Genomic DNA, 21,564 nt, shown 5'->3' with positions numbered 1-21,564 from the left:
ATATTAGCCGTCTCGCACCACTAACGGTTCTGGTTTGATCCTCAAAGAGATACGATGAGCTAATCGACCCGGCGAGAAAACGAGACGGCAGCCACGATCAGCTAAGTCAATCGGACAACGCGGGAAGGTATAAATGTTGCCCTTTTCGAGGCGCACGCCACCGGTCCAGCCGACGAGACCGATAAATATGTCTGGCTTCGGCGGTACCTGTCACGGCGCGTATAGAACGCGTATAGTTACCGTAGCCATTTCTAGAATGATTTCTCATCATTGAGTTGATTGTCCGTCGCCGTCGGCGAGTAACTCCGCGCCAGAACCGAGCCGGATCGAAACCGAGCTGTCCGACCTGCCGTACAGTTTCGACGGCGTTCGTGTAGGCGTCGGTCGGAGTGCCGTCGCCGTGGACTGGAGAACGGTCGACGACAGAGAGCTCCACGTCTGGTCTGATACTGATGGCTGTGACTGGTTACCGACGCAACCGCAAGACGTTCGCGGTTGCAGCGGGACAGACTCACAGCTATCGTTATGAGAGCGTGTGAGAAATAGTAGTTCGACTACCAGCACTGCCTCGCCTGCACACCGTCGACGGAAATACGCCGGTTAGCGAACCGGCGAGAACGGCTCGTCTAGTCTGCGGCGACCGCGGTCGTTTCGGGCTCCTGGCGGAGGGCGACGACACTCGAGTAGATGACGGCGCCGCTGACGAGGAACGCCGACAGGAGGATCAGCGCGAAGCTGACCGTGTTCAGGATGTCCATCCCGATGTAGTCGCCGATCTGGCGGAAGGCGACCGCGACGGAGCCACCGAGCAGCATCAGGCCGAAGTAGACCTTGATCTCGCCTTCGTCGACGATGCCGGTCGCGGCCGAGCCGACACGGGCACCCAGCGCGCTGCCAGCGAGCAGGGGCGCGACGATCGAGAGGTCGACGCCGCCGCCCTGGGCGTAGAGGAACGAGCCCAGGCCGCCGGAGAAGACGATCTCGAACAGGTCGGTCCCGACGGCGATCGGCACCGGCACCCCGATGAGGTAGAACATCGCGGGCATCCGGATGAAGCCGCCACCGACGCCGAGGAAGCCCGATAGCAGCCCGGTCGCGAACGCAACTGCGAGCACCATCCACAGCGAGACCTGGATGCCCCCGCGGATGGTCATCATCGGCGGGACGTGGTACGACTGGATTTTCTTTGCGATGTCGGGGATCGCGTCGGGGTCGATCTCCTGGTCGGCGGCCTCGTGGTGGCCACCGTCGCTGTCGTCGCTGCCGTCACTCTTGAGGGCGTTGTAGGTGACGAAGACACCGACACCACCGAGCAACAGCACGTAGGTGACGCCGATGACGCCCGACGCCAGCCCGATCGACTCGAGGTGGAGAACCATCTCCTTGCCGACCTCGATGCCGGCAGTAGTGCCGACGATCATCAGGCCGCCGAGTTTGTAGTCGACCTGGCCGAGGTCGTGGTGTTTCAGCGTCGCGATGACGGCCGTCCCGAAGACGAACGCCATCCCGCTCCCGACCGCGACGCTGGCGGGATACCCCATGACCAGCAACGCGGGCGTCACGAGGAACGATCCCCCCATCCCGAAGAAGCCAAACAGCACGCCGACCATCAGGCCGAAGCCGACGAACAGGACCAACGTGGTTAGTGCGATTCCAAGTATTTCCATGTGTCAGGCGTTCTGGATTGCGTCGATCAGCGGTTTCGTCACGGCACTCGAGATCGCGCCGTACCCCACGTAGAGGACGATCGCCTCGAGCAGGACGGCACCCACGAGGACCGCCGCCTGGGCCGTGGGGGAGAGCGATGCGACGTCTATCATCGGCGAACACCGTCCGACGTGGACGTCGTGGAGAGGGCTCTCGAGGTGGTCGCGTGGCTGTCAGAGTCTAGTAGTGGCGTAATTATCATTTTCGTGTCGTAAACGACAGGTCGCTTGGAAGTCGATCGCGTTCGTCAGTCGTCGGCGACGACGCTGTCCTCGGTCGCCGCACACCGGTTCGGGCCGAGCTCGAGTTCGCTCTCTTCGTCTTCGTCTTCGGGCTCGTACTCGCCGAGGTTCGTCGCGATGACGGTCTCGTAGTTCGGCGGCTTCGACGGGAGGTTGTCGAACATGTGCTCGACGAACTCCTCCTCGTCGAGGTTGAGGATCTCGTTGCCCGTGCGGATGTCGCCGACAGTTCCGAACATGGGCAGGCCGGGCGTGACGTCGATGTACTCGCCGTCGTCGGTGAGCGAGAAGTGTCCGGGGAGGACCTTCACGTCGTCGGGCATCGTCAGGATCTTGTGGTGGAGCGTCTCGTACTGGACGCGTGCGCCGGATTTGGCGTCCTCACCGGCGAACTGGAGCTCCGTCCGACCGATCGATTCGACGAAGAGCGTGTCGCCGGTCAGGAGCGCCTCGTCGTCGACGAGGTAGCTGGTCATGCCGGTGGTGTGGCCCGGCGTGTGGACGGCCTTGATGTCGATCGGGCCGACCGAGACCGTCTCGTTGGGCTCGAGACCGTCGAACTCGACGTCGGGGTCGCGGGTCTCGGCGGGCTGGCCGAGGTGGTACGGGACGCCGAGGTCGTCGGCGAGTTCACGCCCACGAGAGATGTGGTCGGCGTGGATGTGCGTGTCGAGGACGCGGACGACGTCGAGGCCGTACTCGGACGCCGCGTCGAGGAAGACGTCGGTCGCACGGGTGACGTCGACGAGGGCGGCCTTGCCGGCGCGTTTCGAACCAATGAGGTAGCCGAGACAACCTTTGGCACGCCGCTGGAGCTGCAGAATGACGACGTCGTCGTTTTTCGTCGCGATCGGGACCACGTCGTAGGCGAGACTCCAGGATTCCATCCCGCCGTCGACCGTCTCGACGTTCTCGAATCCCTCATCCTCGAGGTACTCGGCGAACATGCCTGCAGAACGGCCGGTCGCACAGATCGTTACGATCTCGTCGTCCTCGTCGAGTTCCTCTCGATACTGGTCGAAGTCGCCGACCAGTTCGTCGTCGGAACCGGAGTACTCGACGTTGACCGCTTCGTTGATTCGCCAGTCGTTGTAGCTCTCTTCATCGCGAGTGTCGAAGAGCGTGAAATCGTCGTCGCGGTCCAACTTGTTTCGCAGTTCACCGGTGGTGATCGTCTCGACCATCGTAGTACTCGCTACAAACTACGGGATATTAAGGGTTCGAGCACCCATTAATGTTGCATTATAAAAGCATGAGATAAAATCTGTGGCGGCTATTAGCCGTTAGTTCGTGCAATTATTGGGTCTTTCTCGAGTGCGTACACGATCGCCTCCCGAGCAGGGCCAGACGGGAGGGAAAGAGATGTATATCGTGGACGGCAACTACACGTACAAACATGGAGGGGGACGACGTCGAGGAGGCTCTCGAAGACCTACCACCCAGCTCGAAGTTCATTTACAAGACGCTGGATCGTTCCGGACCGATGACGCTCAAGGGCCTGACCCAGGAGACGTTGCTCTCGTCGCGGACGGCACGGTACGGGCTGGACCAGCTCGAGGAAGCCGGGTTACTCGAGTCGTCGCCCGCGCTCCACGACGGTCGCCAGACCTGCTACCGACTGGGAACGGACACCGACGACGAGACCGGCGACCAGCAGACACTCGTGACGGCCGAATGGGTGCGCGATCGACTCGAGGAGTTCGAACGCGACGACCCCGACCTCTGTCTCGTCGAGGCCGACGACGAGTACGACCGGGGACACGTCCCCAGCGCCGTCCAGGTCGACATCATGGCGGACCTCGTCGACGTCGACGGCTGTGGGCTGGCCGACAGGGAGACGTTCGAGCGCTACCTCGGCGAGCGCGGCATCACGGAAGACAGCACGGTCGTCATCTACAGCGTCGAAGAAAACCAGTACGCGGCGTATCTCTACTGGCTGTTCAAGTACTATCGACACACGGACGTTCGTCTACTCGACGGCGGCAAACACGGCTGGGAAGAGACCGGATACCCGATGACGACGGACGAGCCGTCCGTCACCCCTCGAGAGTACGTCGCCCAACCGGCCGACGACCGAATTCGCGCCTACCGGACGGACATCGAGGCCGCACTCGCCCGAGACGTCGCCATCGTCGACGTTCGATCGTCAGCCGAGTTCCGCGGAGAGCGAGCGAGTCCGCCCGGCGAACTGCCGGAAGCGCGCACTGCGGGACACATCCCGGGGACCGTCCACCTCCAGTGGTCCGAAGTCATCGACGACGACGGGCAGTTCAGAGATCAGTCCGATCTCGAGCAGTTGTTCCGGGAACGTGGCGTCACGCCCGACATGGAGACGATCGTCTACTGTCACGTCGGCGAACGATCCGCGCTCGTCTGGTTCGTCCTCTCGGAACTGCTCGATCATCGCCACGTCGCGAACTACGACGGGTCGTGGATCGAGTGGGGGAATCTGGTCGACGCTCCCGTCGAAACCGACCCGGACGGACAGTAGAACGGCCGTCGGCCACTCGTTTCTCGAGCAGTCAGTTTTTCTGAGTAGTCGAAACGGCTGATAAACCGACGTGACTGGTTCGATACTGCCGCTTGTACGTTTACTGATACGGACCGCGTCCGTCCGTCCCGCAGCGACCGCGTCCCGTCGGGCGGTCGCTGCGGAAAATCGGTACAGCAGACCGTATGAAGCAACCGCGAGACAGTTCACGATTGCGCCGGAAACGCCTTACAACCGGCGTTATGACGCCAACGGCGAGCAAGAGCGACGCGATTCGAGGAAAGCACCAGGAAATAATTTCAGCAACTCCACGATCTTCCGAGTGATGTGGACATTATTGACCCGAGGAAGGACTTTAGGTGTTCTATGTACAAGTACCAGGTGTACATGGACAACATAGTAGTATTAGGTGCCGGATCCGGCGGCGCCATGACGGCGAACATCCTGCGTCGAAAACTCGACCGTGACGAGGCCCACGTCACGATCGTCGACAAAAGTACCAAGCACTTCTACCAGCCGTCGTTTTACCTCGTCCCGTTCGGCTACCTCGACCCTGATCAGTCGCGAGACGTCCGCGACATCATGCACTCCGACGTCGAGTTCGTCCACGACGCGGTCGCTGGCGTCGATCCGGACGCACAGACCGTCGAACTCGAGGAGACGGACGACCTCGAGTACGACTATCTCGTCGTCGCGACCGGCCATCGACTCGCGCCCGATGCGACGCCAGGGATGGTCGAAGCCTGGGAAGGTCCCGACCACGTGTACCCGTTCTACCACTACGAGGCGGCCCTCGAGATGAAAGAGGGACTCGAGGAGTTCGACGGCGGGACGTTCGTCGTCACCCAGCCGAACACGCCGATCAAGTGTCCCGGTGCGCCGCTGAAGATGACGATGCTCGCGGACGACTACTTCCGTCGGCGTGGCATCCGCGACGACGTCGAAGTGATCATGACCAGAAACGCCGAGCACCACTTCGGCGTTCAGCCCTACCGCGAGAAACTGTACGAACTCTGGGACGAACGCGACATCCAGTTCGAGGCGAACTTCTCCGTCGAGGAGATCGACCCCGACGCGGGCGTGATCCACGCGGCCGACGGCAGGGAGATCGACTACGACTTCTACGCGCCCGTGTCGCCCCAGTTCGGCCAGGAGGCGATCACCGAGAACTCGCCGTTGACCGAAGGCGACGACGAGAACGACGGCCAGTACGTCACGATCGACCAGTACACCCTCCAGCACACGGAGTACGACGACGTCTTCGCACTCGGTGACTGTGAGAACGCACCACACTCCAAGACGGCTGCTGCGGCCCGCAAGGAGGCACACATCGTCTCGAAGAACCTCGTGAGCGCGATGAACGACGAGCCGCTTCGAGCCGAGTACAGCGGATACGCGGCCTGTCCGCTGCTCACCGAGAAAGGCAAGGCGATGATGGCCGAGTTCGACTACGAGGACAGCATCTCCGCGCCAGTCAACAGTAAACTCAACTGGATCCTCGACGTGAACATCCTCCCGTCGGTCTACTGGGACGCCTGGATGCGCGGATACGACCCGCTTCCCTAACTATGGCCCAAAAAGACGAAGCGATCGACGAACCCGGGAGCACGGCACTCGAGGAGGCAGACCTCGACGAGCTCGCCCGGACGCTCGAGCAAAACGAGGAAGAGCTCGCCGAACTGCTGGAACAGCTGGCTGTCGTCCAGCAGCTGTCGGCCGATCTCGCGCCGGAGCTACAGAAGACCGCCCAGGAGAATCGCGAACCGATCCGCGAGGTTCGGGTCGCACTCGAGCGCGAGGAGACGCTCGTGCTCCTCCAGCGCGTCGGCGAGAACGCCGAGACGCTCACGGAGTTGCTCGAGACTCTCGAGGTGGTCGACGACCTCGTCGACGACCTGGTTCCGGAGCTCCAGACCGTCGTCTACGAGAACCGCGAGACGGTCGAACGGCTCCGGTTCGCACTCGAGCGCGAGGAACTGATCGTCCTGCTCGAGCGACTCGGCGAGAACGCCGACACGTTCGTCGAGCTGGTCGAGCTGCTCGACGTGACACACGACCTCGCGGAGGACGTCGTCCCCGAACTGACCGACGTCGCGACCGAGAACCGCGAGCCGATCCGGAACCTCCGGATGGTCATCGCGGGCATTACCGACGGGTACGCGGGCTCCGAGATCGATTGTTACGACCTCGGGCAGAACCTCGGTCACATGCTCGCGCTGGGTCAGCGACTCGGCGATCCCGAACTCATCGACGCCGTCGACTCGGGTCTCGGTGCATTCACCGAGGAGGAACCGCCGAAGAAAGTCGGCCTGTTCGGACTGCTCGGCGCGCTCTTCGACGACGACGTCCGGCAAGGACTCGGCATCCTCGTAGAGTTCCTCCGGCGGATGGGTGCGTCGAAGTCGGAGTAACCCGCCACTCGGCTTCGAACGCGATTTTCTCGCTCGACGGGCGCATCGTCGAACGAGGTGGGACTCCATGATTTTATATTATAGAATTCGCCGAAAATAGTTCCGATTCAGGGAACGTGTATCAGCATACATGAAAATATTTTCTCTATACGTGAAGTTATACTCGATGCATCCGTACCGTCGACTGCGATGTCCGAACAAGCCGCTGACGACCAGGATGGATCGGCCGGAATGCCACTGCTCGGGGACCGGTTCCCCGAACTCGAAGCGGAAACGACCCACGGGACGAAGTCGCTGCCCGACGACTACGAGGGCGAGTGGTTCGTCCTGTTCAGCCACCCGGGTGACTTCACGCCGGTCTGCACTACTGAATTCGTCGCGTTCGAGCAGCGCCGCGAGGAGTTCGAGGAACTCGACGCCAAACTGATCGGCCTGTCGGTCGACCGCGTCCACTCGCACATCAAGTGGACCGAGTGGATCGACGAGGAACTCGACGAAGACGTCGGCTTCCCGATCATCGCTGACGAGAGCGGCGACGTCGCCGAAGCGCTCGGTATGATCCACCCCGGCCAGGGTACCTCGACGGTACGCTCTGTGTTCATCGTCGACCCCGAGGGCAACCTTCGACTCATACTCTACTACCCGATGGAGATCGGCCGCAACATCGACGAAATCCTGCGCTCGCTCGAGGCACTCCAGACCTCCGACGAGGAGGGCGTCGCCCTGCCGGCCAACTGGCCAGAAAACGAGAACTTCGGCGACAAGGCACTGCTCTCGCCACCCTCCAACGTCGCCGACGCCGACGCCCGACTCGAGGAGGCCGAAGAAGAGGGTTACGAGGCCTACGACTGGTGGTTCACGCTAAAGGACCTCTGAAACCCGCGCTGAAGGATCGGTAATCTAATTTCGCGAACGCGTCTTCCGTTCTCGAGACGACTCGAGTCCTCACCTCGTTTCTTCGTTCTCTACGTAACTGCCGACACGTGGGAAAAGACTGTAAGCACTGCCTTCGGCTCTACCGACGAGCCTAATCCATCGTCAGGTGTGATTGGGGTCTAGATCCGTTGGTCACACTCGAGGCGGTCCGGACGCGACGGCGGACGTCGCCGATCGTCTCGACGGTCAGCGTCGTCTCGCGTCGCCGCCGATCGATGTACTCGAGGATCGCTCGCATCCGCTCGTCGTCGCGTTCGCTCGTGAGGTTGTTCGGGTGGAGCCACACGTGGAAGACGCCGTCGTCCTCGACCGCCTGGTCGACGCCACGGCGCACCATCGCGACCATCGGGTCCGCCCAGACGGACTCGGCGACGGTTCGGACCGGGCCCTCGAATCCGAACAGGAACAGCGAGGCCGGCACGTTCACCAGCCCGTACTCGTCGACCGTCGGCTGGACGAGCAGTGATCGGTCGCGCATCGTCGTCTCGAGTACGCCACGAACGCCGTCCGACGTCGGCGATTTCCCGCGATAGGCGGTAAAGCCCTGTTCGGCCAGGACCGCTCTGTGGCCGACGTCGTTTCGCGGGTAGACGAACGACTCGAGCGAGAGCCCCCACTCGTCGGCGATCTCGTGACAGCGCTCGAGTTCGGCGTGAGCGAGTTCGCGCGAGGTGGCCGGATCGCCGAACAGGACGTGGGAAAACGAGTGACAGGCGAGTTCATGATCGACGTCTGAGTCGAGCACTGCGCGGACGAGGTCGGGACCGAACCGGAGGTCCCCCCTGTCTCGCCACGTCGTCCGTTCGCGGTCGAACCAGCCGTCCGGCGCGGGGTGGCCCGCGTGTTCGCCGTCGCAGGTCTCGAGCATGAGGTGACCGACGATGGCCCACGTCGCCGGCACGTCGACGTCCTCGAGGAGGTCGATCATCGTCGTCCAGCCGCGACGGCCGCTCTCGACGCGGTCGGCTGGCAGCGTCTCGAAATCGTGAAACCCCCAGCCGAGTTCGGCGTCGAGCGAGATGACTACGCTACCCACACCACCCACCACCTGTAGCCACGATCATGTCGCGACGTTGCCCGACTGGTGGTTTTGTTATTGATCCCTTGTTCGCGCTCGACGTCGACGCCGTCTCTCGATCGGTCGGACCGGGCGCTGTGGGCGATCGACCACGCCGCGTGAGTGTTCCCTGTTCGTGACGATTGTCGACAGGCAGACGCCGAATAACAAAGCGAGACTCTCGCCACTCCCTCCACAACAGGCGTTCGAGACGCCTCTACGTAATCATGAGCGGATCTACTTCCCCCTCCGGACGAGCGTTCGTGCTCGGGTTCGACGGCGTGCCGTGGAGACTCATCGAGCGATGGAGCGACGACGGAAAACTCCCAAACTTCGCGCGGATGCGAGAGGAGGGGGCTGCCGGTCCACTCGAGAGCACGCGACCGGCGACGACAGCGCTCGCGTGGCCGTCGATCGCGACGGGTGTCTGGCCTGACAAACACGGTATCTACAGTTTCCAGAAACTCTCCAGTGAGTACTCTCATCGAATGTACACCAGCCGCGACTGCAAACAGCCGCAGCTCTGGGACCAGCTGTCGCCCTCCCTCGTCGGCAACGTCCCGATGACCTACCCGCCAAGCGAGATCGACGGGACCATGGTCACGGGCATGATGACGCCCTCGACCGACCAGGAGTTCACGTACCCGCCGGAGGTCGCCGACGAAATCGAACAGCAAATTCCCGACTACCAGATCAGCCTCAACTACCCCGAGTACGCGGATCGACTCGACGAGTTCCAGGTCGCAGTCGACGGGATGCTCGCGAAACGTCGCGAACTGATGCGTCTGTTGATGGACCGGGAAGACGACTGGCAGCTGTTTTTCTTCGTCTTCACCGCGCCGGATCGCTTCCAGCACCTCGTCTGGGACGAGCAGCCGCTGCTCGAGCATTACCAGGCTTTAGACGACGTTCTCGGCGAAGTGATCGAGTACACGGACGAGCGCGACGCCGACCTCTACGTCGTCTCCGACCACGGCTTCGGGCCGATCGAGACGCTCGTGTACACCAATCACTTCCTCGAGCGGGAAGGGTACCTGACACAGCGCGAAAACGAGGGCGCACGCGGCGCGCTCGCGAGTCTCGGCATCTCCAGAGACGCCGTCGTGCGTGCGCTGAACGCCGTGGGGATCTCGGAGGAGATGCTCGTCTCCGTGTTGCCACGACAGCTGGTCGACTCGGTCGCAGCCCAGGTTCCGGGCGACCACGCTCTCTACGACGTCGACTACGACCGGACGGTCGCGTTCGCCCACGGCGCCGGTGGCATCTACGTCAACGACAGCGCCCGGTTCGAAAACGGCATCGTCTCGCCCGACGACGTCCCGGAGATCAAGTCGGAACTCGTCGACCTGTTCGAGTCCGTGACCGACCCGGCCACCGGTGAGCGAATCCTGCACGTCTTCGACGGCGACGAACTGTTCCCGACCGACGAGGAGTCACCCGACCTCGTCGTCAACGGACGCGACGAGTACGAGACGCGAATCACGATCACCGACGAACCGTTCGGCGACACGGGAACGTACGTGGCGAGCCATCGCAGCGAGGGGATCGTCCTCTGCCGTGGTCCCTCGATCGACGCCGGAAGCGAACTTCGGGGCGCACGCGTCGTCGACGTCGCACCCACGCTGTTACACGGTATCGGCGAACCCGTCCCCTCGAACGCCGACGGACGCGTCCTGTTCGACGCCTTCCGCGACGACTCGAGGCCCGCGACCTCGAGAGTCGACCGCATCGACGTCGCGGAACTCGCCGGAAAGACGACGGCAGCAGACGCGAGCGACGACGACTTCTCCGACGTTCAGGATCGGCTGAAAGGGCTCGGGTACATGGAGTGATACGTAGGGTGTCGTAGAACGGCTATCACTCCTCTATGGGGATGCCCTGATTCAATACGTACAGGTCGAGCAGGTAACGGAGCAGCAATCGATATTACTGACATCTATCAATAACTGCGCGCTGAATAGAAAGAATCCTACCGGCAGTTTCACGTAATAGTGCCAGTCGGACGCTTCGAACGAAAGTACGGGTTAACTCGCGTGTATCGGTAACGTACCCTGAGGCTTCGATTCAAACCCGTGTCGACGGCGGTTGAATGCCATCACTCCTTCACCGCGACGACGACATTCCCCGAAGAACGGCCCTGTGACACCGGAAATAACGAGGCTGAGGCGCATCGAAAACCGAAACGCCCGCTCGCTTGCAGGACCTGTCGTCCGGGATGGTCGGGTGGAGGTAATTATGCGGAACGGATACGACATAGTAGTTCACTCCGCCTTCAGAACCGGCACTTGGGGAGCGGATACTGAAGTCGAAAGCAATTGTCGGCTAGCGAGAATGCAATGTGAGACTGTCTGCGTACTGTTGGAGGACGATTTTGTGCCCGCGTATCGGGCGACAACGCTCCAGAAACTGGTCGATCAGACCTCTGTCGAGATCTCTCTTGTCGTGATCAACGACGAGTCGTGTCGGCTCCAGGACCGATCAATGCGTTACCTGTTTCGCCGGAGCCGAGACTGGGGAGCGTGGCTTCCAGTGTGGGCCGTCACGGAACTCTCGAGGACGATACGCGGTCCACCCTCCCACGACGAACCCCGTCACTTCTCGACGATCGACGCACTCGCGAACGCGGACGTGGTGCGATGTTCGCCCACCTGGGAGGACGAGATCTGGCGGTCGATCCCCGATCCGGTCGTCGACAGGATCGCGGACGAGGCAGACGTCGCAGTTCGGTTCGGATTCGGGCTCCTCATGGGTCGGATCCTCGACGCCCCAGACTGTGGCGTTCTCTCTTTCCACTTCGGCGATATTCGAGAATATAGGGGACGAATCGGTCCTCTCTGGGAGTTTATCCACGGCGAGGGTTCGGTCGGCGTGACTCTCCAGCAACTCACCGGCCAAATCGACGGGGGCCGGATCGTCGCCATCGATCACGTTCCCCTTCACGACCACGACACGTACGGCGCGATCAAACGCCGACAACGCACCTCCGCAATGAGCGAACTACTGATCGACGGACTGACGAACCTGAACAACCCCGACTTCGAACCGACTGTTCCGGACTCCCTGGGTACATACCGATCCGCGCCCAGCGCGCTCGAAGTTCTCGCGTTCCTTCGAAAAAACGGCGCTAACGCGGTTCGACGAGAACTCTCCGTGCTCTGACCGCGCCGGCAGTGAGTTCCTCGAGGCATCAACGGTGCCCGCATCTCGTACTTAGTACGTTTTAGCGATCATTCTCTGTCGATGATAGATCTCGTAGTATCGGGTTCGCCTATCCACGTATCGGCCAATTCACCATCGAAGTGGATGTAACCAATACCGTGAGAAGTGTTCTCTGGCACCATTGGGGTGATGCTATCTGCTGTACTTGTTGCTCGGTGCAACTGCTGGACGAGTCGCAGTTGCACCGGATCGACGGACAGCGGACGTATGAACGCCGGATTTGCCGGTCCCGCTCTCATTTTTCGTCGGCGAAAATGACGATCCGCCGACTGCCGGCTATCGATTCGTCGCGAGCCGACGGTAGCTCGCTTTCGCCGCGTTCCACGCTGGATACAGGGTCGTGTAGACGCCGTTTGGCGCGTTTCTCGCGCCCGCGCGAAGAAGCCGGTGGTGTAGCGGCGAGTCGGCGTTGTCGACCAGTTCCTCGAGGTCGGCCCGCTCGAGCCAGGTGAAAAAGGAGCGTTCGGCCGCCGATCGCGGTTCGGTCTCGCGGACGCGATCGCGGATGTCTTCCCACATGTACCGTTCGTCCTGGCCGAGGATCCACTCGCCGCGCTCGAGCGACTGGCGGAGGTCGTGGTACTCTTCGTCGTCGAACTGATAGCCGTGGTCGTTCGGATCGAGCCCCGAGAGCCGGAGGCCGACGGCCGTCCGGTAGCACTTTTCACACTGACTACAGTTGCCGTCCATGCGAACGTTGCAGGTCTGCAACTGCAAGTCGGGTGCTGCCTCGTCGACGTAGTCGGCGATGACGTCGAGTCGTTCCTGGCGGGTGAGTTCGTAGGCGTCGTGGTGACATCGCGTCCCTGCCCAGCGGACGCGTTCGTCGATGTCGGGACGAGACCCCCACTCGAGGTCGATCCCGTCCCAGTGGGTCGCGGCGACGTAGAGGTCGTCCATGCCCCGCGCGTACGCCATCGGCGCACAGAGTCCGAGGAGGCCGAGTCCGTGACCGACAGAGCTGTACCAGCCGCCGTCGACCCGATGGCCGAAGTGAGCGAGCAACATCGGGTGGTCGAGAAACGAGAGCATATTCGACTCGAGAAACGCCGTCTCGAGGCCGCGTTCGTCGGCAAACCGGGAGACGCGCGATCGGAGATCGGCCCACTTTTCGTCGTCCGTCGAGTCGGGCGTGATCGTCCAGCCGCGGACGCTGATCAGCGTCGGTTCTTCCTCGCGGTGGCGGACGTACGAACTCGTCGAGTCGACGCCGCCGGTAAACAGGAGCCCGCTCTCGCTGCCACTCGCAGGTGTGACATCGCTGGTCCGGCGGGTCTTCAGCTGGCCGCCCTCGAGGAAGTCCGGATACAGCGAGAGCAACGTCTTCTTGACGTCCTCGAGAGCACGGGCGAACGTGGCGTCGACCTCGTCGACGTAGACGTCGCCGCCGTGGGCCCAGGCGACTGGACAGACGTGTGCGAGGACGGGGATCGCGAGGACGCCCTCGGGGACGTCGTCGATTGGAACGTCGTAGCTCACCCGGAAGGGATCGCCGGTGAAAAACCGCTGCAGGTCGGGTGTACACCGGACCTCACACTCGAGGTCCGTCCCGTCCGCGTCGATTCGGTCGATGAGTATCGATGGCGAGGAAGGTCGCATGCGTGAATTGGTCTGTCGATCGATCGGTTGTCGATCCGGTACGTCGTGTGCCGTGCATCACGAACTGGTACAAAAAGTGTCCGAATCGTTAGATCGAGCACATCGACGGTAACGTGTTCGAACACCGCACTGACAGCCGTTTGGACACGTACCGGACGAGCAGCGATCGGTACGTGAAGTCGCACGCGGATCGTCGTCCGTCACGTCAGAGACCGAGAACGAACAGCGAGACGAGCCTCGAGGATAAGGAGCCGTATAACAAACTCCGATATCGCCGACCGAGACGACATATGACGCTCGATAGCCTGCCGGCCAGGGACGCCAGACGGGGGAACACGAGATGAGGCGCTCCGCGCTGAACGTCGTTCTCGCCGTCGGCTTTCTGGCCCTCTCGGTGGCAGTTCTGCTGGCGAGAGCGACGCCGGCGACCGGATACGAGGCGTCGATCTACGCCGCGACGCCGACGGGAACGTGGGTCGCGCTCGCGGTCGCGTTCGCGGTCGCGATCGGCGTGACGCTCGTCGCTCGCGGACGCTATCAGGCGCTCGGGATCGTCCTCGGTTCGACCGCGGTGACGACTGTCGTCGCCCTCCCAGTGATCCGGAACTACCGATATATGGGCATGGGTGACGCCCTCACTCACCTCGGCTGGACGAAAGACTTTCTCAGCGGGGCGATGTTGCCCCACGAACTGCTCTACCCCGGGATGCACAGCCTCGCCACGCTCCTCCATCTCACCGGCGGCGTCTCGCCCGACCGAGGGCTTTTGCTGGCTGTCGTGTTCGTCTTCGTGCCGTTCGTCGTGTTCGTCCCGCTCATCGTCCGCGACGTGACCGGCAATGCGACCGCGGTCGGGTTCGCAGCGATCGTTTCGTGGTTCGTCCTTCCGGTCAACAAAGTCGCGACGCATATGGGTATCCACACGAACTCGAACGCGCTGTTTTTCGTTCCCGTCGTCGTCTTCGCAGTCGTCGCGTACACGCGGCGGCGGGCCGCCCTCGAGGCGCTGCCCGTCGGCCTCTCGCCGTACACCGTGCTCGTGATCGTCGGCGGGGCCGGGTTGCTACTCATCCATCCCCAGCAGATGGTCAACGTCGTCATCGTCCTCGCGGTGATCTCGCTCGTCCAGTACGCCGCTCGACGGCGACTCGACGACCACCCGATCCTCGAGCATCCGACGACGTACGCCCACACGTTCGTTCTCGGGACGCTCTTCGTCGTCTGGGTCGCGAGCAACGAGCGGTTCCGAAACGCGTTCCTCGGGTTGATCTACGGGCTTTTCGCACGAGATATCGGGGCCGGGGGGGAGGTCGACCAGCGTGGCTCGTCGCTCACGGAGATCGGCGGCAGTCTGACGGAACTGTTCGCGAAGATGTTTCTCGTGAGCGCGGTCGTCGGACTCGTCGTCGGGCTGTTCGTCCTGTTTACCTGGCTCGGCTGGACGAGTCTCGACCGCGAGACGAAGGCCTTCGTCACCTACTTCGGCGTCGCTCTGTTCCCCCTGACGGCGATGTTCGTGGTCTACTTCGTCGGAACGCCGACCATGGCGTTCCGACAGGTCGGGTTCGTTTACGTGCTGATCACGATTCTCGCGGGCGTCGCACTCGCCCACCTCTTCGGCTGGCTCTCGGGGCCGATCACGACGCCGGGAGCGAACGCGCTCGCGGCGGTGTTCCTCGGGGCCTGTCTCGTTCTCGGCCTGCTGACGATCTTCACGTCGCCGTTCATCTACTCGCCGACACAACACGTCACGGATCAGAAGATGAGCGGATACGAGTCGGCGTTCGATCGCACCGACGGGCGAGCCTACGCCGGGTTCGGCTTCGGCGTCGAACGGTACGGTGACGGGATAAACGGCGTCGAAGGGGCAGAAAACGTAACGTACGCCGGTGAAGGCGAGGGTGTCGTCGACGTCGACGAGTTCGAAAACGAGAGTTACGGCAGCGCCTACGACGGCGAATACTACTTTGTCGCTACCGAGTACGACGTCGAGCGAGAGATCGAGGTGTACCGGGAACTCCACCACAGCGAATCTGCTCTCCGGGGGATCGACACGTACCCCGGTGCGAACAAGGTCATCTCGAACGACGAGTTCCGTATGTACTCCGTCGAGAGTGCCGCCTGATCCGTTCCTGCGTCAGAGTCGTTGCAGCAGCGTACTTCGAGGAGGCCACTGCGCGTCGCTGTACACCTCCCACCTCCGAAACGGCGGCCGAGATCGGCGATCATTCTTCCGACTACCGCCAACGCCGGGTTCGCAACTGCGTCTCGGCTCTCGAACGATCCTGGTCTGTCGGCCACTTCCGCGCAGTCTGTGCAATCTCGACTCGAGCGGACGCCCTCCTACGATCGCAGGCGTTCTCCCGCTGTGGAACTGCGCGTCTGAAGTCAGGAGATCACCGGCGGGACGGCACGACTCGGGACCTGCCCTCGAGTGGTTCGACGCGCTCGTGGGCGCGTGCGTCGTCACCTGACGACTGCACGACTCCAGCGACGCAGTCGAGTCTGATCTCGGCGTCCAGCCCGGCGCAGCCGCCGTCGAGTCACGGTGCCGATTCGAGTGTGGGCTACGGCCCCGGGTAGCCCGTCATGGACCGTGTGACCGCCGACCCGACGAACGAGATCGAGGGAGACGCCGAGGTGACATGGAGTGTACACTCGCGTGCGACACTGCCATCCAGCAGTAATACGTTGTTCACAGCGTAGTCACGACGTCCGCCTCTGTTTCTCGAGCGGTAACAGACTGTTTCCCGGCACTCCATCACCGTCAACACAGGCGTGTCAACTGAAACCGTCACGCTTCGACCAGGCGCACGCTCGCTCGAGTGCACAAAATTAGCCACTGTCACGCCGCTTCTCGCGGTGTTCGACGGGTAATACCTACTTTTCGTCACAGTTGGCGCGTGAGTCGACTCTGTGTGACAGTCTTGTATTCGTTATATATTGCTGAAAATATCCTACTAATTCAGTGGTGTTATATTTAAACTCAGTAAATTTAATCGGCGGTGATAAGGAAAAGTTTATGCTGACAACTCCGGGTTAACCGAATGCATGGCGCAGAATCCCCGCACTACCGAGAACGATACCGCACCCGAAACGCGACGTAATTCCCGGTTAACGCGCCGGAACTACGTTAGATCACTCGCTGCGGTCGCCACTGCGGCGACCTCCGCGGCGGCGATCGGTACGGCGACGGCCGACGAGTCCTACGAGACGATCGAGATCTCGTCCGGCGAGGACCGTACGATCGAGGTCGGGAGCGGTGAGACGTTCGAGAACAAGCTCATCGACTGCACCGCGTCCGGTGCCCGCGCGACCGTTACCGCGTACGGGTCCGACTGGACCATCCGGAACGTGGCAGTCAAAGGCCGACTCGACGTCGGCAAGCCGGGGGCCGTCTTCGGCCTCGGCGACACCGGCAACGGCTCGAGTACGTTCGAGAACGTCTATCTCGGTGACGGCAGTACGAACGCCGGTCACGCGACCGCCGAGACTGCCGTCTGGGTCACGCCCGAACACAACGGCCACATCGACTTCAAGCACGTGAACGTCCAGGAGTTCTCCGACAACGCGATCTACGCGTCGGCCCCCGCCGGAAAGGGCGGTGGGACGATCCACATCGACGAGTGTTTCGCGGCAAACTGCCGCGTCTCTCACTTCCGGATCGGCTCGGCCGGCAGCAAGGTCACGAACTCGAGTGTCCTCCTCGACGACAACGGCTACGACGGCCGCGCGGTCTGGGTCTGGTCACCCGGTCCGTGTGAGATCGAGAACTGCCAGATCGAGACGAACGGTCGCCATTACGCGATCAACGCGGGCGCAAACGGCAGCGGCTCGACGGCGAACGTCTCGAACACCGACTACGACACCGGCTTCCACGGCGGGATCAAGAAGCTCCCCGGCGCCGAGGTCAACGAGAACGACGTCGGCAACGACCCCGAGGCGTTCGTCCCAGACGGTGTCCCGACGAGCGCCGAAGACGCCGTCTCGAACTAAACGACCCAGTCCGTATCCGCTGACGGCGGCCCTCCCCGCCGCCGGCGCGTCGTCGCCGGTCGGCGGTGCCCTCCACACCTGCCCTCCACCACGATTTTTACTGACTTCGGTTCGACGCACTCTCGATCGGTAGACAGCGCCGGCGAGACGTCGGCGGGTCACAGCTGACCCGCATCGACGTGACATTCGATCGAACATAGTGGCACGAACGGAGTGAAACGGTCACGAGCTGCAGACTGTCGGGACCTATTGTCAATTTATTCGGTGCTCGAGTTTGGTAATATTCTATTAACCCAGCGACGGCGGCGAGGTCGAATATATAAATTCGTGTACGAACGTAGAAGATTGACTGATAGAGAATACAGTAACAATTTAAACTCCGTAAATTTAACTGATGATAGAGGAGAAAGGTTTATGGAGGTATCGTCAGATTACCCGAACGCATGGCACGCGACTCTTCGGTACTGGACGACGACGAAACGGTTTACTCTGCGGACGAGACGACAGGAGACGATCGTAATAACGGATTACTCCACCGACGATCGTACCTGAAGATGGCGAGCGCGGCCGCGGCCGCGGCCACGGGTACGGCGGCGGCGACCGGCACCGCGCTGGCGGACGACTACGACGTGATCAAGCTCAAGGCCAACGAGCGGCGCGTGATCACGGTCGGCAGCGGTGAGACGTTCGAGAACAAGCTTATCGACTGTACGGCGCCCGGCGCGCGAGCGGTCATCGACGCCAAAGGGACGAACTGGACCGTTCGTAACATCGGTTTCAAGGGCGCAGTCGGCGACGACGCCTACTTCGGCGTGGCCGACACGGGTGGTAACACGAGTACGATCGAGAACGTTTACCTCGGCGATGGAGCCGAGCGCGGGTATCGATCCGGACTGGGCATCTGGGTCGCGCCCAAACACAACGGCCACCTCGACATCAAGCGGGTCAACATCCAGGAGATGGGCGACAACTCGTTTTACTGCTCTGCACCCGGCACCGGCGGTGGTGGCACGGTCCACATCGACAGGTGCTACTCGAAGAACTCCTGGGTCACGCACTTCCGGCTTGCAGAGGGGAAGGTGACGAACTCCGTCGCGGTCAACGACGCCGAGTTCCAGAAGGACGGCCGCGGTCTCTGGGCGTGGTCGCCCGGCCCGATCGAGGTCGATAACTGCCATTTCGACATGAACGGACGGCACTACTCGATCGCCGCCGGCGCGAACGGCCGCGGCTCGAGAGTTACCGTCACCAACACGCAGTACAACACCGGCTACCACAGCGGCGTCAGGAGAGCCAACGGTAGCACCGTTAATTTCCGCAGCGGAAACGGAACGAACCCGAAAGATTTCGTCCCCGACGGCTGTCCGACGTCGGCCGAAGAGGCCGCCGCAGGGAAGCGTCAGTCGAACGGCAACGCGAGTGGCTCTGGTAATGGAGACGAGGGCGACAACGAACTCGAGAACGTCATCCTGTTCGACGGCGACGGTGCCGAGCAGGCGACGCGCTACGAGTTTTCGGTCGACGGTGCCGTCGAGCAGGCGACCTACGAGGGTGCCTCGATCGACGGCGAAGAGGAAATCGACGGCGGTAACGCCCACGGCGTCGTCGCGAACTGGCGCGACGCCTTCCGGTTCAGCGGCAACCTGGAGCAGCTGACCGTCGACGGTCCGGCGACGGTCTCGGTCAACGGCGAGGAGATCGACCCCGCCGACTACGGCGAGCAGTTGCCACACGTCCTCGAGGTCGTCGGCCAGGGGACGCCCTCGAGTTTCGAGGTTACGGTCGACGGTGAGATCGAGTTCGCTGACGGCGACGCACCGACGGACGACGCGACGATCGTCTCGGGGACGACCGTCGAGAGTTCGATCACGGACGGCACACAGCAGTTCCGCTTTGCCGGGACGATCGCTGACGTGACGTTCACCGATGGAAGCGCCCGCGTCTCCGTCGACGGCGAGGAGATCGACCCCGACGAGTACGGCGACGCCGAACTCCTCCCGCACGCGCTCGTGATCGACGGGACGGAGTCGTCCGACCCCAGTTCCTACTCGTTTACCGTCGACGGCAAGGTCGTCAAGTCCGACTACAGCGGTGCCTCGATCGACGAGGGTGACGTCATCGAGGGCTCGGCCGTTCGCGGGACCGTCGCAGGCTGGCTCGACGCCTACTGGTTCGACGGCGACATCACCGACTTCAAACTGCTCGGCGACGCGAGCGTCGACGTCGAGTACAACGCACGCGACCAGTAACCACGACTGCCGATCGCATTCTGCGCCTTTCGTTCGAGTCCGATAGCGACGGCTTACGACATCAACTCGAGGTAGTCGCCCGCAAGTTCGACGTCCCGTTGTGCGAGCCCGAACTGGTAGAGGCTGGCGAGAAACGCGAGCGCACCGGCAGCGCTGCCGACGACGAACAGTACGTATCCGTCGAGGTACAGCCCCAGAACGACCATCGTGGTGGCGGCGACCGTGGCGGCGGCCAGCGGCTTCCAGAGGGCCGTCGAGTAGGCGAACAGGCCCTCGAGGTACCAGACCTCGACGACACGGACGACGTTCAGCGACGCCAGCACGCCGGCAGTCGCGAGTGCCGCGCCGATCAGCCCGAACTCGAGAATGAAGAGGTAGTTCAGGACGACGTTCACGACGCCGAAACAGAAGTGATTCGCCATGACGAGGTACTGGTGGTCGGTCATCGTCAGGAGGTCGTTCGCCGGGCCAGCAGCGGCGTTGAACAGCTGGCCGGCGATGAACAGCGCGACGACGCCCGTTCCGACGACGAACTCCGGGCCGAACAGCGAGAGCACCTCTGCCCGGTAGACGAAAAGCGGCAGTGCGAGCAGCAGCGAGGCCGTGATCGACCACCGCGTCACCGTCGCGTAGACGTCCTCGAGTTCGTCGCGGTCGCCGTTGGCGTGGAGTCGGGAGGCGACCGGGGGAAACAGCTGGTTGATCCCGCCGAGTGGCATCGCGATAACCGTCGCGAGCAAGACGGCGACGTTGTAGACGCCGACGCTCGCGGAGGCGAGGAAGATCCCGACCATCAGCACGTCGACGCGTTTGAACAGGAACGAGGCGGCCTTCGACAGCGTCAGCGGGGCCGAGTAGTCGTAAAATGCCGTCACCTCCTCGCGGCGGAGGTCCCACTCGGGACGGAGGTCGGTTCTCGCCAGCGCATACGAGAGTGCAGCCAGAAACGCCAGCAGGCAGGCGACGGCGTAGGCGGCCGCGACGCCGAGCAACGAGTAGCCCACGAGTATCGCAGAGACGACGACGAGCAACCGGAGGACGGGTCCGAGCACCAGGACGACGGTCTTCCCGACCGCCCGCTCGAGGCCCCGGAACGTACTCGAGACGACGCGAGTTAGTGCCTGAAACGGGAGCGCGATCGCGAAAATTCGCAACGCGGGCGTAAACAGCGGCTCCTCGAGCGTGTAGGCGTTGATCGCCGGCGCGGCGAGGTAGAGGGCGGTCGCAGCGAGCAGGCTGACGACGGCCGTCGTGAGATACGAGAGGCCGAGAACGCGGTTCTGGTAGGCCTGATCGTTACGGTTCGCCGACAGGTACCGCGTCGTCGAGACGTCGGAACCGAGGTTCGCGAACGTAAGCGCCGAGGAGATCACCAGCGTCCCGTAGGCGTAGATGCCGTAGACGCTGGCACCGAGTGTTCTCGTCAGCGCGAGGTTCAACAGGAAGCCGACGGCGTTGACGACGACAGTGCCGACGTAGTGAAGCGTCGCCCCGTCGGCGACGGACCTGAGAGAGGAGAGTTTCGACGAACTGTCCGTTGCCATCCACGGCGACGTTCTAGTGGCCGCCATTTAGTAGTCCGTCGATTACTCGAGTCGACCGACTGGGTCGCGTCGGCCTGCCGCGACCGGATCGAGCGTCGACTGCTGCGCGTCTC

15 protein-coding genes are annotated in these 21,564 nt (G+C 62.5%); 9 read left to right on the top strand and 6 right to left on the bottom strand.

What is annotated here, in order from left to right; genetic code table 11:
- Window positions 1–626: 626 nt before the first annotated feature.
- The 3 genes from MU558_RS17065 to MU558_RS17055 all read right to left on the bottom strand — a co-directional run bounded on the left by MU558_RS17065 (window position 627) and on the right by MU558_RS17055 (window position 3,133).
- Complete coding sequence (locus tag MU558_RS17065; protein WP_246969672.1) at window positions 627–1,667, bottom strand: sulfite exporter TauE/SafE family protein; 1,041 nt, start codon at window positions 1,665–1,667, stop codon at window positions 627–629.
- Window positions 1,668–1,670: 3 nt separating this feature from the next.
- A complete protein-coding gene (locus tag MU558_RS17060) occupies window positions 1,671–1,820 on the bottom strand; it encodes a DUF7512 family protein (RefSeq protein WP_246969669.1) in 150 nt (49 codons plus the stop codon).
- 134 nt (window positions 1,821–1,954) lie between these two features.
- Window positions 1,955–3,133, bottom strand: a complete 1,179-nt coding sequence (locus MU558_RS17055) for an MBL fold metallo-hydrolase (RefSeq protein WP_246969666.1) — start codon at window positions 3,131–3,133, stop codon at window positions 1,955–1,957.
- Between the two features lie 212 nt (window positions 3,134–3,345).
- Here MU558_RS17055 and MU558_RS17050 point away from each other — a divergent pair, with 212 nt between their 5' ends.
- The 4 genes from MU558_RS17050 to MU558_RS17035 all read left to right on the top strand — a co-directional run bounded on the left by MU558_RS17050 (window position 3,346) and on the right by MU558_RS17035 (window position 7,727).
- Entirely contained in the window at window positions 3,346–4,440 is a 1,095-nt protein-coding gene (locus MU558_RS17050; protein WP_246969652.1) for a rhodanese-like domain-containing protein, read from the top strand.
- 366 nt (window positions 4,441–4,806) lie between these two features.
- On the top strand, window positions 4,807–6,006 hold the full coding sequence (locus MU558_RS17045) for an NAD(P)/FAD-dependent oxidoreductase (protein WP_425607604.1): 1,200 nt from the start codon (window positions 4,807–4,809) through the stop codon (window positions 6,004–6,006).
- Window positions 6,007–6,008: 2 nt separating this feature from the next.
- Window positions 6,009–6,851: a helical membrane plugin domain-containing protein gene (locus MU558_RS17040; protein ID WP_246969646.1), complete on the top strand. Its 843-nt coding sequence runs from the start codon at window positions 6,009–6,011 to the stop codon at window positions 6,849–6,851.
- Between the two features lie 189 nt (window positions 6,852–7,040).
- Window positions 7,041–7,727, top strand: coding sequence for a peroxiredoxin (locus MU558_RS17035; RefSeq protein WP_246969643.1), 687 nt, complete (start codon window positions 7,041–7,043; stop codon window positions 7,725–7,727).
- 151 nt (window positions 7,728–7,878) lie between these two features.
- Here MU558_RS17035 and MU558_RS17030 read toward each other — a convergent pair whose 3' ends face one another.
- The gene (locus MU558_RS17030) at window positions 7,879–8,823 is read right to left on the bottom strand and encodes a polysaccharide deacetylase family protein (RefSeq protein ID WP_246969616.1); all 945 of its coding nucleotides are present in this window, start codon (window positions 8,821–8,823) and stop codon (window positions 7,879–7,881) included.
- A 248-nt stretch (window positions 8,824–9,071) separates the two neighbouring features.
- On the opposite strand from MU558_RS17030, the gene MU558_RS17025 reads away from it, so the two are divergent.
- Together MU558_RS17025 and MU558_RS17020 are read left to right on the top strand one after the other, a co-directional pair.
- Window positions 9,072–10,676 (top strand): alkaline phosphatase family protein, encoded by a 1,605-nt coding sequence (locus MU558_RS17025; protein ID WP_246969602.1) that lies wholly within the window; start codon window positions 9,072–9,074, stop codon window positions 10,674–10,676.
- A gap of 649 nt (window positions 10,677–11,325) precedes the next feature.
- Window positions 11,326–12,003 (top strand): formyltransferase family protein, encoded by a 678-nt coding sequence (locus tag MU558_RS17020; RefSeq protein ID WP_246969600.1) that lies wholly within the window; start codon window positions 11,326–11,328, stop codon window positions 12,001–12,003.
- A gap of 336 nt (window positions 12,004–12,339) precedes the next feature.
- Here the strand turns inward: MU558_RS17020 and MU558_RS17015 are convergent, their stop codons facing one another.
- Entirely contained in the window at window positions 12,340–13,662 is a 1,323-nt protein-coding gene (locus tag MU558_RS17015) for a hypothetical protein (RefSeq protein WP_246969586.1), read from the bottom strand.
- 340 nt (window positions 13,663–14,002) lie between these two features.
- Here MU558_RS17015 and MU558_RS17010 point away from each other — a divergent pair, with 340 nt between their 5' ends.
- From MU558_RS17010 to MU558_RS17000, 3 genes are all read left to right on the top strand, one after another.
- Window positions 14,003–15,787, top strand: a complete 1,785-nt coding sequence (locus MU558_RS17010) for a hypothetical protein (RefSeq protein WP_246969583.1) — start codon at window positions 14,003–14,005, stop codon at window positions 15,785–15,787.
- 926 nt (window positions 15,788–16,713) lie between these two features.
- A complete protein-coding gene (locus MU558_RS17005; RefSeq protein ID WP_246969580.1) occupies window positions 16,714–17,658 on the top strand; it encodes a hypothetical protein in 945 nt (314 codons plus the stop codon).
- A gap of 443 nt (window positions 17,659–18,101) precedes the next feature.
- Complete coding sequence (locus tag MU558_RS17000) at window positions 18,102–19,907, top strand: hypothetical protein (RefSeq protein WP_246969565.1); 1,806 nt, start codon at window positions 18,102–18,104, stop codon at window positions 19,905–19,907.
- Between the two features lie 53 nt (window positions 19,908–19,960).
- On the opposite strand, the gene MU558_RS16995 is transcribed toward MU558_RS17000, so the two are convergent.
- The gene (locus tag MU558_RS16995; RefSeq protein WP_246969563.1) at window positions 19,961–21,451 is read right to left on the bottom strand and encodes a flippase; all 1,491 of its coding nucleotides are present in this window, start codon (window positions 21,449–21,451) and stop codon (window positions 19,961–19,963) included.
- Window positions 21,452–21,564 lie beyond the last annotated feature (113 nt).

Origin of the sequence: Natribaculum luteum, from assembly GCF_023008545.1 — an archaeon.
Taxonomy (GTDB): Archaea; Halobacteriota; Halobacteria; order Halobacteriales; family Natrialbaceae; genus Natribaculum; species Natribaculum luteum.
This window is presented reverse-complemented; position numbering and strand designations above follow the sequence as displayed.